Source organism: Brachyspira sp. SAP_772 (assembly GCF_009755885.1).
Lineage (GTDB): Bacteria > Spirochaetota > Brachyspiria > Brachyspirales > Brachyspiraceae > Brachyspira.
The window spans coordinates 382,736-397,669 of the sequence record NZ_VYIX01000001.1 but is presented as its reverse complement, the minus strand read 5'-3'; the positions used below and the strand labels follow the sequence as shown (position 1 = coordinate 397,669).

Genomic DNA, 14,934 nt, shown 5'->3' with positions numbered 1-14,934 from the left:
AAAAAATTATAACTCAATATTTTTTATTTAACTTATTTATTTATCATCTGCCATCCAAGTACGTAGCAATTGAGCAACATCCTCTGGTCTTTCATGACTTACTCTTATAACTTCTTCCATAAGTTTCTTACGAGCTGCATCCTCTAAGTTAATCTCACTCATAGGTTCTTCATTGGCATTCATCATAGCCTGTCTACGCATTTCCATCTGTTTGCGTTCAAGCTCTTCCTCTCTAAGTCTGCGTCTTCTAGCAAGCTCTTTCTGTATAGATCTGATTATAAGCACTAATATAAATAATGCCAACAATCCTATCATAGAAATTATAAGAACTCTCTTTATAAAATTGTTTCTTAATAATTTAGCATCTTCTGCATTAAATCTATCCCAATGGTCAAACTGAATATGTGTTACGCTAACTTGGTCACCTCTTTTTAAGTCATATCCTATAGCTGCTTGTACTAATGCTGTAACATTTTTTATCTCATCAGCAGTTACTGGATGATACTCTCTTAAATAGCTAGAACCATTAGTTATTACAGCATTACCATTAGCATCATAAACCTTTGTCCATCTTCCATCTAAAGCAACAGCAGCAGATATTTTACCTATCTGATAGCTTCCTTTCTTTATAGCTTCGTATCTTTTGCTTAATTCATAGTTATCTTGGCTATCTGTTTTTGTGTATGTCTGCCATCTGTCTGTTTTATCTTTATAACCCGGAGGAACATTTTCCTCTGCACCAGCTGCACCTTGTGGTATAAATTGCTGACCTTTCCAATCTTCTGTTACTGTACGGCTTGATACTTGAACTTTATTTGTAAATTGGCTATCATCATAAGGTGTTGTTGGGTCATCTTCTTTAAGTATTATAGGAAGAACCAAATTATTTGTTATTGTAATATCGTCCCATATAAGTTCTAATGCTATTGTTGTCTCTACTCTATTTGTATATATTCTTCCTAATGTTTGTCTTATTTTATTTTCTATCTTTTTTCTCTCTCTGTCAACTATTTTTAACTCTTCTTGAGCTACTTTTAATTTTAAATTAGCAGCCTCATCTGTAAAATCAGTTAATACGTATCCTGTACTATCTGTAATTGTTACAAACTCTGGTTTTAATTTATCAACACCCATAGCTATTAATTGTTGTAAGCCTCTAACTGTTTTTGGGTCTCTTAAAACATCTTCTTTGAAAGGCTGTGCTTTAATTACTACTGATGCTGTAACAGGGGAATCTACATCTGTTAAATATTCTTTCTTAGGAAATGCCAAATCAACTGTAGCCTCTTGTACAAAATCTAATTTAGTTAATAATTGTGTTATTGCTTTTGTTAATGATCTTCTTTTGTTAATATCTAATTCTGCATCTGTTATACCGATACGAGGAGCATCAAATAATTCCCAACCATCTACTCCCATTGGCATTCTGCCTTCTTTTACTAATTCCAATTCTGCTTTAGCTTTATCAGCCTCATTGTTTAATGTAATAAATCCATTTCTATATTGATATTTGATATTGTTTGCATCCAAAACAGCTATAACATTTCTTGCATCTTCTTGTGTTAGTGCATTTTGAAACAATAATGTACCTGCTCTTCTAGAAGTAAAAAATACTGTAGCTGCTATTGCTCCTAAAGCAACTACTAATACCCCTATAAGTATAGCTTTTTGTACTTTTGTAGTTTTTGCGAAAATATTTTTTACTTGCCCAATTAATTTATTCACAAAATCCATTAGAATACCACCTTAAAAAGTTCTCTTTATATTGTATCGGCTATAGTTATGTTTACTTTATAAAAAAATTATGTTTATTTCCAATTTTTTTATATGTTTTATATATTAGTTTACATAATTATTTTTGTCAATAAGTAAACATAATATTTTTGAGCCTTTATATTACTTTTTTCGCTTTTTAACGGTTTTAGTATCATTTTTTGCAATTTTTACAAATTAAAGATTTTGTATATAATTTTCAACCAAATCTAAAGCAAATAATACACTTAAGTTTCTAATATTATCTCTATCTCCATAGAATATGTTTTTATAAGCTTTTATATAATTTTCTGCTGATAAACATATAAAGACTAATCCAACAGGCTTCTCTTTAGTGCCTCCATTTGGACCTGCTATACCGCTTATTGCTATTGATATATCACTATCCATCATTTTTCTACTGTTTTCTGCCATTTCTAACACGCACTCTTCGCTAACAGCACCATATTTTGACAAAGTTTCTTCTTTTACGCCTATAATTTTGTTTTTTATTCTATTAGAATATGTTACAAAAGAGCCTTCAAAGCATTCTGATGAACCGCTTACAGATGTTATAGATGAAGAAAAAAGCCCTCCTGTGCAAGACTCAGCAGAAGTAATTTTTAATCTCTTCTCAATAAGAAGTTTTACTACATTTTGAGATTTTACTTTTATTCTATCCATAAATATAAATCCTAAACAAAAATAACCTGCACTAAAAACATATATATAACTGTACCCAAACCTATACTAATAAGCACATTTCTTTTAATAATTTGGAAAATGGCTACAACAATTATAGATATTATTTCAGGCAAGCCATATGGGAATTTTATTATATTTATGTCTTTTATGCAATATATTACAAGCAGTGCTATCATGGCATATGGGATTATATCTCCTAAGTATTGAATATATCTTCTTTCAGCAATAGATTTTCTTATTATTATAAAAGGCAACAATCTTAAAATAGCTGTTGCAAAAACAACTACTAATGCAGTTATAAAAATTTCTCTATCACTCATTGACTCCCCTCTCTCTACGTTTATCAATCTTATAACTAATGCTTATAACAATAAATATTAAAACCATAGAAAATACTATAAATATATTGGTTTTAAATATCAAAATAGGTATGGAACATATAAGTCCTATAATAGCTCCCTTATGATTATTATTGCTATCAAGCCATTGCTCTACAAATATCACCACAAATAAAGCAGTTAAAACAAAATCAAGCCCTTTGGTATTAAACCTAATAATATTACCTATCAAACATCCAATTAAAGTACCCAAAGCCCAATAAATATAATCAAAAAAAGAAACAAAAAATAAAAACGCTTTTCTGTTTACATTTTCAGGAACAGTACCACTGCAAAGTATAGAAAAAGTCTCATCGCTCAAAGAAAATATTAAAAAAGGCTTTAATAAACCAGTGCCCTTATATTTACTTACCATTGATATGCCATAAAAAGACATTCTTGAGTTTACTGTTAATGTTAATATAAAAGCGTATAAAGGATTAAAAGGAGCTAAAAACAAATAATTTATAGCTACATACTGCATACTTCCGCAATATGCCGCCATACTCATAAACATAGCAAGAAAAGTACTAAAACCCTTCGCCTTCATCAATATACCATAAGCCATACCTAAAAATAAATATCCAATGAGAACTGGTATAGTCTTTGGAAAAGCGTATTTTAATGTTGAAACTAATTCTTGTTTATTCATATTTTCTTATTATTTACTAAATTATCGAATAGATATCATAATTAAATATTAATTTATGTCAATATCATATTTTTGATTTAATATTCTTAACTTTATTTTCATCGGTATATTTAACACTAAACTCTGGAGACCTTAAAGCTACCCCCATAAATATATTTTCATTTCTGTATTGCATCACACTTTCAACTGTCTTGTTTGCTGTCATATGATATTCATTAGCCTTAACAATCTCTTTTATATATTCAATGTTTCTTTCATTTATTCCGCTTCCGGGCATTATTATTATTTTATCATTATATTTTTCAACCAATTCTTTCAATTTTATTATACCGCTCATAACATTAGCTTCACCGCCTGAAGTAAGTATTCTCTCAAACCCAATTGATATAATATCTTCGCATGCTTTATTTAAATCAGAGCTTACATCTATTGCCCTATGAAATGTTGCTTTACTGCTACCCCATAAATCTAATAACTCGCAGCATCTTTTTTTATCAACTTTTCCATCTTTCGTGAGTATTCCAAACACTATTCCGTCAATTTTTAATTCTTTCATGAGTTTTATTTCTCTTTTCATTATTTCAAACTCAATATTATTATAGCAGAAATCCCCTCCTCTAGGACGCACCATTGCATATATTGGTATATTTATTTTCTCTCTTGCTAATTCTAAAACACCAAAACTAGGAGTTGTACCTCCCTCAAACATATTGCCGCAAAGTTCAAGCCTGTCAGCTCCTCCTTTTTCAGCACTTATACAAGACTCTACACTATCCACACATATTTCTATTTTTTTATTCATATAATAATGCCTTTATAAATTATCAAATTAGTTAAAATATATTAATTATACTAGAAAAATTTCAATTGTCAAAAACTATAACATAGAATTTTAGTTTAATTAAAAATACATAAAAAAGAGCTTCTATATAGAAACATATAAAAGCCCTTAATTTTTTATTCTTTTTTTAACAACTCGCCTACTATCTCATCAAGTTCTTCAGGCTTTACCCTAGGGTCATAACGCCCAACTATGTTTCCATGTCTGTCTATTAAAAATTTACCGAAATTCCATCTTATTTTATCAACTCCCTCTTCAGTTGGTTTTTCGGTTCTCAAATAAGTAAATAAAGGATCAGCATTTTTGCTATTAACTTTTACTTTGTCAAACAACTTAAAAGTAATACCGTATTTTTCTTTTCTAAACTCAGCGATTTCCTCAATAGGCTCTTTTGCCTGTCCGCCAAATTGATTACAAGGAAAGTCTAATATTTCAAAACCATCCTTTTTGTATTTTTTATATAAATCCTGCAACGCAGAATATTGTTTAGTAAAGCCTCATTTAGTGGCACTATTAATTATAAGCAAAACTTTTCCTTCATATTTCTTTAATTTTACATCCTTACCTTCAGCATCTTTTACTGTATAGTCATATATGCTCATCTCTTAAACTCCTTATTTAAAAAAAGCATACCTTTAAAAAATAAAGATATGCTTAATTTCTAAAAAAATATTTTAATTATAAAAGCTCTTTAGCTGCTTTTATTGCTGATTCATAATCAGGTTCATTAGTAATTTCTGGAACATATTGTACATATTTAACAACATTGTTTTTATCAAGTACAAATACAGCACGAGTAAGAAGTTTTAATTCTTTTATTAAAGTACCAAATTTCTTACCAAAATCTCTTTCAGCATAATCTGATAATACTATATGTGAATTAGCATTGGCAGCAGCACACCATCTTGCTTGAGCAAAAGGTAARTCTAAAGAAACTGTTACAACTGTTACACCAGGTAAAGAAGCAGCTTCTTTATTAAATCTTTTAGTTTGTACATCACATACAGGAGTATCCAAAGATGGTACAGAAGAAATTATTTTTACTGTATCGCCAGCATCTTTTAAAGACCATGGGCTTAAATCTGTTTTAACTCCAGTAAAATCAGGAGCTTTAGCACCTTCTACTAATGCAACGCCTTCTAAATGTACTTCGCCGCCTTGAAATGTTATTTTCATTTTTATCTCCTTCATATTAAAATCAAATAATATAATATTTATATTATTTAAAAACTATATACCGTTAAATAAATAAAGTCAATAGATAGAAGTAAATTTTTTAGAATATTCTAACATTTATTAGCTTTTATTAATGCTTCTCTAGCAACTTCTTTATCATCAAAATGAATAGTTTTGTCTGGGAATATTTGATAGGTTTCATGACCTTTGCCTGCTATTATAACTATATCATTTTCTTTTGCTTCTTTAACTGCCTCAAATATAGCTTCTTTTCTGTCTATTATCTTTTTATAATTAGAATTATTAAAACCACTCTCTATATCAGACATTATTTGCTCTATGCTTTCAGTTCTTTGATTGTCTGTAGTTAATATAGATATATCAGCATATTTTTCTGCAATAGAAGCCATTATAGGACGTTTTTTTCTATCTCTATCCCCTCCGCATCCAAATACCACTATCACCCTATTAGGCTTTAATTTTCTAGATTCCACTAATATATTTTCTAAACTGTCTGGTGTATGAGAATAATCAACAGCCACAATAAAAGGACATTTTTCACCACTCACTATTTCGAACCTTCCAGAAACCTGAACCTTTTTAATAGATTTTATTACTTTTTCTATATCCAATTTATATTCATACGCATAAGCTAACACAGATAAAGAATTAACCACATTAAACTCTCCCAAAAGAGATAGCTTTACTTTTGATATAAACTTTCCTTTAGCATAAAACTCATATTCACTATATTTTGAGTTTAGAGTTATAATCTTTGCATAATAGTCTGCTTTTTCATTTAAACCATAAGTAACCATTTTTAAATCTAATTTTTTTATATAATTTTTTATCTCTTTAAAATAATCCGTATTGATGTTTATAATAGCTAATTTTTTCTTTTTAGAGCTTTGTTTAAGCAGAGAAAATAATTTTAATTTAGCCTTTAAATAATTTTTCATATCAATATGATAATCCAAATGGTCTTCTGTGAGGTTTGTAAATATTGCAGCATCATAATTAATATAATCGCATCTGTCCATATCAAGTGCCTGAGAAGAACCTTCCATTACAATATGAGAAACATTTTTTTTATATGCCTTATCAAAAATACTTTCTAAATCTATAGACTCTGGAGTTGTGAGATTAGTTTTTATTTCTGATTTGCCTATCATGTTTTTTATAGTGCCTATTAGAGCAGTTTTATTTTTATTACTCTCTAAGGCTGCTTTTAATAAATAACTTGTAGTAGTTTTGCCGTTAGTTCCTGTTATTGCTATAGAATGCATTTTTTTTGTAGGTTCATCATAGAGTTTAGACGCTATATATGCTAAAGTTTCTCTTGGATTTTTGCTTCCAACAAAACAAACATTTTTATATTTTTCTTTTAGGTTCTTAATAAAATTCTTATCTGCAGAAATGTCATAAATAATAATGCTTGCTTTATTTTTAATAGCACTTTCTATATATTTATGCCCATCATCTTTTAAGCCTTTAATAGCAACAAATATATAATTTTTTTTTACAAGTTTTGAATTATAAGCTATAGATTTTATTTCTAATTTCAAGCTTTCTTTTGGTATTTCTTTAGTATTTAAATTATCATAGCCTTTTATAAGATCTTTAAAATATTTCATTTTTATTTACCTAAATTGTTTTTTATTACTAATTTAAATACTAAAACTTCATAAATAGTAAAATATTATTTATTAGACTCTATTTTTAAATATATTATATCATCTTCATTTCCAGCAGAGCTAAAACCATTAATTATAGCTGTTTCTATAAATCTATTTGGTGATGATAATTGAGCTTCTCTTGCAGTAAGCACTTTTACTTCTTTTTCTAAAATCTCTATTTGTTTATCCAAATCATGAGCTTCTTGTAAAATTTCATTAGACTTCATATTTCTTATAAAAGTAAGCCCTATAGAGAATATTACAAATATAATAACAACCAAAAATACAGCCCCAAGACTATATGTTTTTTTCTCTTTTTTTACTTCTCTTTTACTGTCATCAATAACTTTTTTGCTTTTCATAAGACCTCAAATTAAACTGTTAATTTTGCAATTCTAAGTTTAGCACTTCTGCTTGCGGGATTTAATTTTATCTCTTCATTTGTCGGAGTTATAACCTTAGAATTTAGTAATTTAAATACACCATCTTTATTTTTAGTTTTTTCATTGTCCTTCAAAAATCTCTTAACTATTCTATCTTCCAAAGAATGATAACTCATTATAGCAGCAACTCCGCCATTTTTTAAAATTTTGCTGATATTTGAAATGGACTTTTCTAATATATTAAGCTCATCATTAACCTCTATTCTTATAGCCTGAAACACTAATGTTGCAGGGTGAATTTTACCAAACCTTTTTGCTTTATCTGTATGATGAAAAATAATATTTTCTAATTCTTTGGAAGTTTCTATAGTTTTTTTCTTTCTTTCGTTTACTATAATGTTTGCAATCTTTGAAGCATTATGCATCTCACCATATTCTCTAAAAACCCTCTCAAGCTCTTTTTCTGAATAGCTATTAATAACATCATAAGCACTTTTATTGTTAATACCAAGACGCATATCAAGTTTAACATCATCTTTAAAAGAAAATCCCCTATTAGCCTTTTTGAAATGAAACATAGAAACTCCAAGGTCATAAAGCATAAAATCAACATTACCAATAACATTCTCATCAAGCTCTTCTAACATCTTATCATAAGTGTTGTTATAGTAATGAAACTTTTTATAATCTTTAAGCCTCTCTTTTGCAACTTCAAGTATTTTATCATCTCTCTCAAAGCTATGAACTTCAAGGTTCAAATCAAGCATTGCTTTGGTATGACCGCCCTCGCCTAATGTAGCGTCCACTGCAATATTGGCATTTTCTGGTATGAAACTTAAAATTTCTTTAAGCATTACAGGTGTATGAACTATATTATTATCCATATCATATATTATCGGTATAAGCTATTATAAAAAACAATATAAGCAATTTAATATTAAGATATATACTAAAAATTTAGTTTTTATATTTTTATTGTTTGTGGGGCTTTGCCCCATACCCCACTTCTTTTATTGGTATAAAAGAAGCAAAAGAACTGCATTTTAACAAAATACAGATATCAATCGAAATAAATAGATTTATGTATTAGAAAAACCAAAAAGTTGATAATATATCAACAAAAATACAGAAACTATTAAAAGTATTTGTTTTACTATACGTTTTACTTTTTAAGAATTATACTATAAAATAATTTTATTACACTTATTAATTAACGAGGCACAATGAAAAGTTTTAAAATAGAATCGAATTTTAAACCTTCAGGAGACCAAATAACAGCAATAGACTCTTTAGTTAAAGGACTTGAAAATAAAAATAAATATCAAACTCTTTTAGGTGTTACTGCAAGCGGAAAAACCTTTACAATTGCAAATGTGATAGAGAAAGCAAACCGCCCTACTCTTGTAATGTCGCATAACAAAACTTTGGCAGCACAGCTTTACAGAGAATTAAAAGATTTCTTCCCAAACAATGCAGTTGAATACTTCGTTTCATACTACGATTATTATCAGCCTGAAGCCTATGTTCCTGCAAAGGATTTATATATTGATAAAGACGCCTCTGTTAATGATGAGATTGACAGATTAAGACTTAAAGCTACTACTTCGCTTCTTGAAAGGAGAGATGTTATAATTGTTGCTTCTGTTTCTTGTATATACGGCTTGGGTTCTCCTGAAGATTATAGAAAACTATATATTGCAATAGAAAAAGATGGAGAATACGACAGAGATGAAATCATTGAAAAATTAGTATCCATACAATATGAACGAGTTAAAGATGTGCTTGAGAGGGCAAGGTTTAAAGTAATTGGCGACACTTTAGAGATAATGAGTGCCTATTCTGATGAGGTTATAAGAATAGAGTTTTTTGGGGACACTGTTGAACGTATTATAAAAATTAATCCTATCACAAGACAAAAAATTGCAGAGCAAGACAGAGTTGTAATATATCCTGCAAAACACTTCGTTACAGGAAGCGACAAATTAGCAGCAGGAATAAAATTAATAGAAGAAGAACTTGAAGAGCAGTATAATAAATTCAAATCCGAAGGAAAGTTAGTAGAAGCTGAAAGAATATACGGAAGAACAAAGTATGATTTGGAGATGCTTAGAGAAGTGGGTTACTGTGCAGGCATAGAAAATTATTCCCGCCCATTATCAGGACGTAAAGAGGGAGACAGACCTGCTTGTTTGATAGACTATTTTCCAAAAGATTTTTTAACTATAATAGATGAGTCGCATGTGAGTGTACCTCAAATTAGAGGAATGTTTTTTGGAGATAGAAGCAGAAAAGAGACTTTAGTAAAATACGGTTTTAGACTTCCTTCAGCATTAGACAACCGTCCATTATTTTTTGAAGAGTTTGAAAATCTCACTAATGATACAATATATATTAGTGCGACCCCTGCAGAATATGAACTAAAAAAAAGCAGTCAAGTTGTAGAGCAGATAATCCGCCCAACGGGACTCCTTGACCCTATAATTGAAGTATACCCTATAAATGGCCAAATAGACAGAATTCTTGAAGAGATTAAAAAAACGGTATCCAACAACGAAAGAATATTTATAACAACACTAACCAAAAAAATGGCAGAAGACCTCACAAAATATTTAAATGAAAATGGAGTGAGAACTCGTTATTTACATTCAGACATTCAAACAGTTGAACGTGTTGAGATAATAAGAGATTTGAGGCTTGGGGCTTTTGATGTGCTTGTAGGTATTAACCTTTTGAGAGAGGGGCTTGATGTACCTGAAGTATCACTCATACTAATACTTGATGCCGATAAAACAGGTTTTTTAAGAAACACTACTACCCTAATACAAACAATAGGACGTGCTGCAAGAAATGCTAATGGCAGAGTGATAATGTTTGCTGATACCATAAGCGATGCTATGAAAGTAGCCATTGATGAAACAGAAAGAAGAAGAAAAATACAAATGGACTACAACAAAGAGCATAACATCACACCAAAAACAATAATCAAAAAAATACAAGATATAATTGAAAGAGAAGAAAAAGTTGAAACCTCTTATGAACTTCATTTTGACTTTAGACGCTTCAATGAAAGAGTAAAAATTGACCCAGAACAAAAAAGCGATGATTATATAAAAGAGCTTGAAAAAGAGATGAAAAAAGCTTCAGATAGTTTAGAGTTTGAAAAAGCTATTGAAATAAGAGAGAAAATAAATCAGCTTAAACAGTTAAAGCCAGCTAAAAAATCAGTACATAAAAATATCACTTCAAAAAGAGCTAAACGTTAAACATTACTTTTTAAAAGCGTATTTGTGAAAATAAATGCAAGAAGGAAGTATACCCAAAGCCCAGCCAACAGGATTTGCAAACCACACTCCAACATATCCAAATGGTATAGATAAAAATACTGACCCTCCAACCTTTATAACAAGCTCAACTATTCCAGAAATTAAAGGAATAAGTGCTTTTCCTATTGCTCTTATAGAGTTGTTGTATAATAGTATTATAGCTAAAAATGGATAAAACATTGATGATATTCTTAAATAGCCCCTGCATATCTCTACTATTATTTCTATATATTTATCATTACTTGAAATAAAAAGCCTTATCAAATTATCTCCAAATATAAATATAATAAACGTTGCAAATAAACTCAAAGATAATGATAATATTATTATGCTTCTAAAACCTTCTTTAATTCTATCAAACTTTTGAGCCCCAAAATTTTGTGCTACATAAACAGCAAAAGCCTCAGACACCACAAAATATGCCATAGAAGCAAATTGATTTATTCTATTTCCTGTTGTGTATGATGCTACAACATTAGTGCCAAATGTATTAACAACTCCGCTTATAATCATCTCCCCTATAGACAAAAATACTGCCTGTATACTCATAGAAACTCCTATTTTTATTATCATAAATAGATTCTCAAAATTAAAAATAATATCCTCTCTATGAAGTTTCAATATAGGAAATTTTTTAATAATATATAACACACTTAAAAAAGCAGATATTATTTGTGATATTACAGTAGCAATGGCAACACCAAATACATTCATTTTGAGTAAAGCAACAAAAATTAAATCTAATATGATGTTTAAAACGGTTGTAAGTATTAAAAAATATAAAGGCGTTTTACTGTCTCCCAAAGCCCTTAATATACTAGAAGCTCCATTATATATAAGCTGCCCAAATGATAAGCCCACACATATTTGCAAATATAATACCGAATTATCTATTATGTCTTCTGGTGTTTTCAATAATATCATAAGAGGTCTTGATAAAAATATTCCAAGTACAAAAAGAATTAAAGAGCTAAATAATGTTAAATATATGGAATTAAGAAAAGTAGTTTTAAGCATAGTTTCATTTTTAGCACCAAAAAACTGACCCATTACTATAGAAAAAGCATTAGTAAAACCTATAGCAAAAGATAAAAAGAAAAACATAGTGGAAGTTGTAGCTCCAATAGAGGCTAATGCCCTTGAACCTACAAACTTGCCTATTATAATAGTATCTGCAACTCCATAGAATTGCTGAAATATTCCTCCTATAAGCATAGGTATAGAAAAATATATTATAGTCTTAAACGGACTTCCTACAGTCATATCTTTTGTCATAATAAAAAAACCTGCAAAAAATTATGCATATATGTTATATGTGTTTTAGAAAAAATACAAATACATAGTAAAAATTTTGATATACTGAAATAATTTTATTTTATCAATTTTTATGTTTTCTAAATGTATTATCAACTTTTTTGTCTAAAAACTATACGGGCTTAATCAAAAATTTGATATCATAGATATGTATATTAAAAAACTCAAATAACACCAGTATTCTGTATGTACATAAAGATAGTATTATTCAAATGCAGTCTTTTTGGTTCTTTTGGCCACAAAAAGAACTGGGGGGGTGGGGGCAAAGCCACCACAAATAATAAATTTAAAAACTGAAAATTATAAAACTTAATAATTTTTTAGTATATACTAAAAAAAATTATATTATAAAAAAACAAAAATAGCCTTATATAAAAATATATAAAGCTATTTTTTTAAATCCTAAATATTATCAAATAGTAGAATAAGATTTCTCCAATTTCTCTGAATTATATAAATCTCTCTTATAATAATTGTAAGCTATTAAACATAAAATTATCTGCACTATAGATGATATAGGTGTAGCAAGACCTATGTAAAAAAGAGAAGCATTATCAATATGGCTCATTAAATATACAACGGGTATCCTCACAAAAAAAGCCCCTACTATTCCCTGTATCATCACAAACAACGTCTTTCCACATCCATTAAAATATCCTACAAAACAAAATAATATAGCAGTAAGCAAACAATCTATAGCATAAGCTTTTAAATAACTATAAGATGCTAATATAACCAATCTCTCATTAGAAAATATATTAGAAAGCAAATTTCCAAAAACTAAAGTAATTATACTAGTACACATTCCAGCAATTAAAGCGGTTCTTATACCATAAATCAAAGCTTTTTGAGAGCGTTCATATAACCCTGCCCCATTATTTTGAGCAACAAATGCCGATATTGATTGCATATAGGCAGAAGCAACAAGCATTAAAAATACGCATACCTTCTCAGCAACTCCCACAGCAGCAGATTCCATAACCCCCATTCCATTAACTATTACCTGTATAAATAAAAATGAAAACTGCACAAGCATCTCCTGCAAAGCTATAGGAGAGCCTATAATAAGTATCTTCTTTACACACTCTTTTTCTAATCTAATATATTTCTTAGAAAAATTAAAAGGAAGTTTCTTTTTGCTTATAAAATAAAGTGAAAACACAACACTAATAGCCTGAGAGCTAACAGTAGCAATAGCAGCACCAGAAGCCCCCATATTAAAACCAGCAACCAATATAATATCTCCTACTATATTGATAAAACAAGCAATAGCAACCGTAATTAACGGAGTCTTTGAATCTCCAATTCCTCTAAATATAGCCCCTATGCAATTGTATGCCACAATAAATATAGTACCAATTGCACATATTTTTATATAATTACTTGTTTGCTTAAATGCCTCTTTTGGAGCATGCATATAACTTGCAATCAAATCACTAAAAGGCACAATAATTAAAGTGATAATAATAGCAATAACAGCAAAAATAATAATACCGCTTCCAATACCATTTCCGGCCTTTTCTTTTTTGTTAGCACCTATAGCATCACCCACAAATACTGTAATTCCCATAGTAAGCCCTGTTATTATCATAGTTATCATATTAAATAGCTGACTTCCAGATGCAACACCTGACTGCTCATTAGTACCCGCAAACTTCCCTACTATAATTAAGTCCGCTGCCCCATACATAGCTTGCAAAAACAATGCTATAAGTACAGGAAAAGCAAACAGTATTAATGATTTTAATATTTTTCCTTGTGTTAAAGTTTGTTCTTTCATTTTTACAGCTCCTAAGTGTTTATTAATAATTCTTTTTAAGTTTGCCAAATAATAAAAAAATTCAAAAAAAAAGCTGGATAAGAAAACGGGAATTTCACCCGCCATCTTATCCAGCTAATAACTTCAAATGTTATTTCACCCTCCGATGAACGCCATTAATAATAGCATACAACAAAATAAAAGTCAAATTTAGTACTAATTTTTTTATGTTTTTTAATAACAAAAATATAGCACATTAAAGAAAATTATTTAAATCTATTGTATTATATATAATAAATCTTAATTATAACGGATATATTATTATGAAAATAGTTTGCCTTGGAGACAGCACCACTTATGGATATATGGTTAATAGAAAACAAGTTTGGACTTATATATTAAATACTAAATTCAATAACTCTAATATAGAGTTTTTAAACAAAGGAATAAACGGAGATACTATTTCTTCAATGTATTTTCGTTTTGATAATGATGTTATTAATGAAAAAGCTGATAGTTTAATACTTATGGGCGGGGTAAATGATATATTTCTTTTTAAGCCTTTAGAAAATATAAAACAAAGCTTCGTTGATATAGTAAATAAATCTAAAGAAAAGAATATAGATATAATAATATTTACACCTATACCTTTTATAAAAGAAGATTTTACATTTTTTGAAGTTGGCAATTTAGAAGAAATGTCAAGCATATTAATAGAGTATGTTAATTTTATTAATTCATACACAAAAGAAAATAATATAAAATGCATTGATGTTTACAAGATGTTTACAAATGAAATATTAAAAGAATATAAATATTATGATTTGTATTTTGACGGTGTTCATTTAAATAGCGAAGGACATAATGTGTTTTCTTCTTACATATTTGAAAGATTAAAAGAATATATAAAGTAAAAAGGATTCACTTTTATTCAGCTTTATAAAGATAAAGCCAAATAAAAGTGGGAGATTATTTA

General features: G+C 28.9%; 14 protein-coding genes. 2 read left to right on the top strand and 12 right to left on the bottom strand.

Translation table 11 applies throughout. The features are described from left to right. Positions 1 to 36: 36 nt before the first annotated feature. The 10 genes from fliF to rsmH all read right to left on the bottom strand — a co-directional run bounded on the left by fliF (position 37) and on the right by rsmH (position 8,446). A complete protein-coding gene (gene fliF, locus GQX97_RS01735; RefSeq protein ID WP_157150243.1) occupies positions 37 to 1,734 on the bottom strand; it encodes a flagellar basal-body MS-ring/collar protein FliF in 1,698 nt (565 codons plus the stop codon). Between the two features lie 216 nt (positions 1,735 to 1,950). Further along, a complete protein-coding gene (locus tag GQX97_RS01730) occupies positions 1,951 to 2,436 on the bottom strand; it encodes a CinA family protein (protein WP_157150242.1) in 486 nt (161 codons plus the stop codon). Positions 2,437 to 2,447: 11 nt separating this feature from the next. Continuing rightward, positions 2,448 to 2,777 carry a branched-chain amino acid transporter permease gene (locus GQX97_RS01725; protein WP_157150241.1) on the bottom strand — a complete coding sequence of 110 codons (330 nt, stop codon included), beginning with the start codon at positions 2,775 to 2,777 and terminating at the stop codon, positions 2,448 to 2,450. Then, on the bottom strand, positions 2,770 to 3,486 hold the full coding sequence (locus GQX97_RS01720) for an AzlC family ABC transporter permease (RefSeq protein ID WP_157150240.1): 717 nt from the start codon (positions 3,484 to 3,486) through the stop codon (positions 2,770 to 2,772). Before GQX97_RS01720 ends, GQX97_RS01725 begins: the two co-directional genes overlap by 8 nt. 64 nt (positions 3,487 to 3,550) lie before the next feature. Then, positions 3,551 to 4,288, bottom strand: coding sequence for a copper homeostasis protein CutC (locus GQX97_RS01715; RefSeq protein ID WP_157150239.1), 738 nt, complete (start codon positions 4,286 to 4,288; stop codon positions 3,551 to 3,553). A 155-nt stretch (positions 4,289 to 4,443) separates the two neighbouring features. Continuing rightward, positions 4,444 to 4,929, bottom strand: a complete 486-nt coding sequence (locus GQX97_RS01710) for a glutathione peroxidase (protein WP_157150238.1) — start codon at positions 4,927 to 4,929, stop codon at positions 4,444 to 4,446. Positions 4,930 to 5,005: 76 nt separating this feature from the next. Then, the gene (tpx, locus tag GQX97_RS01705) at positions 5,006 to 5,503 is read right to left on the bottom strand and encodes a thiol peroxidase (RefSeq protein WP_157150237.1); all 498 of its coding nucleotides are present in this window, start codon (positions 5,501 to 5,503) and stop codon (positions 5,006 to 5,008) included. A 110-nt stretch (positions 5,504 to 5,613) separates the two neighbouring features. Then, positions 5,614 to 7,137, bottom strand: coding sequence for a UDP-N-acetylmuramoyl-L-alanyl-D-glutamate--2,6-diaminopimelate ligase (locus GQX97_RS01700; RefSeq protein ID WP_157150236.1), 1,524 nt, complete (start codon positions 7,135 to 7,137; stop codon positions 5,614 to 5,616). 65 nt (positions 7,138 to 7,202) lie between these two features. After that, complete coding sequence (locus GQX97_RS01695; protein WP_157150235.1) at positions 7,203 to 7,541, bottom strand: septation ring formation regulator EzrA; 339 nt, start codon at positions 7,539 to 7,541, stop codon at positions 7,203 to 7,205. An 11-nt stretch (positions 7,542 to 7,552) separates the two neighbouring features. Beyond that, complete coding sequence (gene rsmH / locus GQX97_RS01690; RefSeq protein ID WP_157150234.1) at positions 7,553 to 8,446, bottom strand: 16S rRNA (cytosine(1402)-N(4))-methyltransferase RsmH; 894 nt, start codon at positions 8,444 to 8,446, stop codon at positions 7,553 to 7,555. A gap of 339 nt (positions 8,447 to 8,785) precedes the next feature. Between rsmH and uvrB the strand changes: the two genes are divergently transcribed. Beyond that, positions 8,786 to 10,825, top strand: a complete 2,040-nt coding sequence (uvrB, locus tag GQX97_RS01685) for an excinuclease ABC subunit UvrB (RefSeq protein ID WP_157150233.1) — start codon at positions 8,786 to 8,788, stop codon at positions 10,823 to 10,825. 3 nt (positions 10,826 to 10,828) lie between these two features. Here uvrB and GQX97_RS01680 read toward each other — a convergent pair whose 3' ends face one another. Further along, entirely contained in the window at positions 10,829 to 12,160 is a 1,332-nt protein-coding gene (locus tag GQX97_RS01680; RefSeq protein ID WP_157150232.1) for an MATE family efflux transporter, read from the bottom strand. 451 nt (positions 12,161 to 12,611) lie between these two features. Further along, complete coding sequence (locus GQX97_RS01675) at positions 12,612 to 13,979, bottom strand: MATE family efflux transporter (RefSeq protein WP_198391187.1); 1,368 nt, start codon at positions 13,977 to 13,979, stop codon at positions 12,612 to 12,614. Between the two features lie 302 nt (positions 13,980 to 14,281). Here GQX97_RS01675 and GQX97_RS01670 point away from each other — a divergent pair, with 302 nt between their 5' ends. Further along, the gene (locus GQX97_RS01670) at positions 14,282 to 14,872 is read left to right on the top strand and encodes a GDSL-type esterase/lipase family protein (protein ID WP_157150231.1); all 591 of its coding nucleotides are present in this window, start codon (positions 14,282 to 14,284) and stop codon (positions 14,870 to 14,872) included. Positions 14,873 to 14,934 lie beyond the last annotated feature (62 nt).

Bases quoted from the DNA above. Each gene is read 5' to 3' on its own strand.
- fliF (WP_157150243.1), bottom strand. From the start codon at position 1,734: ATGGATTTTGTGAATAAATTAATTGGGCAAGTAAAAAATATTTTCGCA.
- GQX97_RS01730 (WP_157150242.1), bottom strand. From the start codon at position 2,436: ATGGATAGAATAAAAGTAAAATCTCAAAATGTAGTAAAACTTCTTATT.
- GQX97_RS01725 (WP_157150241.1), bottom strand. From the start codon at position 2,777: ATGAGTGATAGAGAAATTTTTATAACTGCATTAGTAGTTGTTTTTGCA.
- GQX97_RS01720 (WP_157150240.1), bottom strand. From the start codon at position 3,486: ATGAATAAACAAGAATTAGTTTCAACATTAAAATACGCTTTTCCAAAG.
- GQX97_RS01715 (WP_157150239.1), bottom strand. From the start codon at position 4,288: ATGAATAAAAAAATAGAAATATGTGTGGATAGTGTAGAGTCTTGTATA.
- GQX97_RS01700 (WP_157150236.1), bottom strand. From the start codon at position 7,137: ATGAAATATTTTAAAGATCTTATAAAAGGCTATGATAATTTAAATACT.
- GQX97_RS01695 (WP_157150235.1), bottom strand. From the start codon at position 7,541: ATGAAAAGCAAAAAAGTTATTGATGACAGTAAAAGAGAAGTAAAAAAA.
- rsmH (WP_157150234.1), bottom strand. From the start codon at position 8,446: ATGGATAATAATATAGTTCATACACCTGTAATGCTTAAAGAAATTTTA.
- uvrB (WP_157150233.1), top strand. From the start codon at position 8,786: ATGAAAAGTTTTAAAATAGAATCGAATTTTAAACCTTCAGGAGACCAA.
- GQX97_RS01680 (WP_157150232.1), bottom strand. From the start codon at position 12,160: ATGACAAAAGATATGACTGTAGGAAGTCCGTTTAAGACTATAATATAT.
- GQX97_RS01675 (WP_198391187.1), bottom strand. From the start codon at position 13,979: ATGAAAGAACAAACTTTAACACAAGGAAAAATATTAAAATCATTAATA.
- GQX97_RS01670 (WP_157150231.1), top strand. From the start codon at position 14,282: ATGAAAATAGTTTGCCTTGGAGACAGCACCACTTATGGATATATGGTT.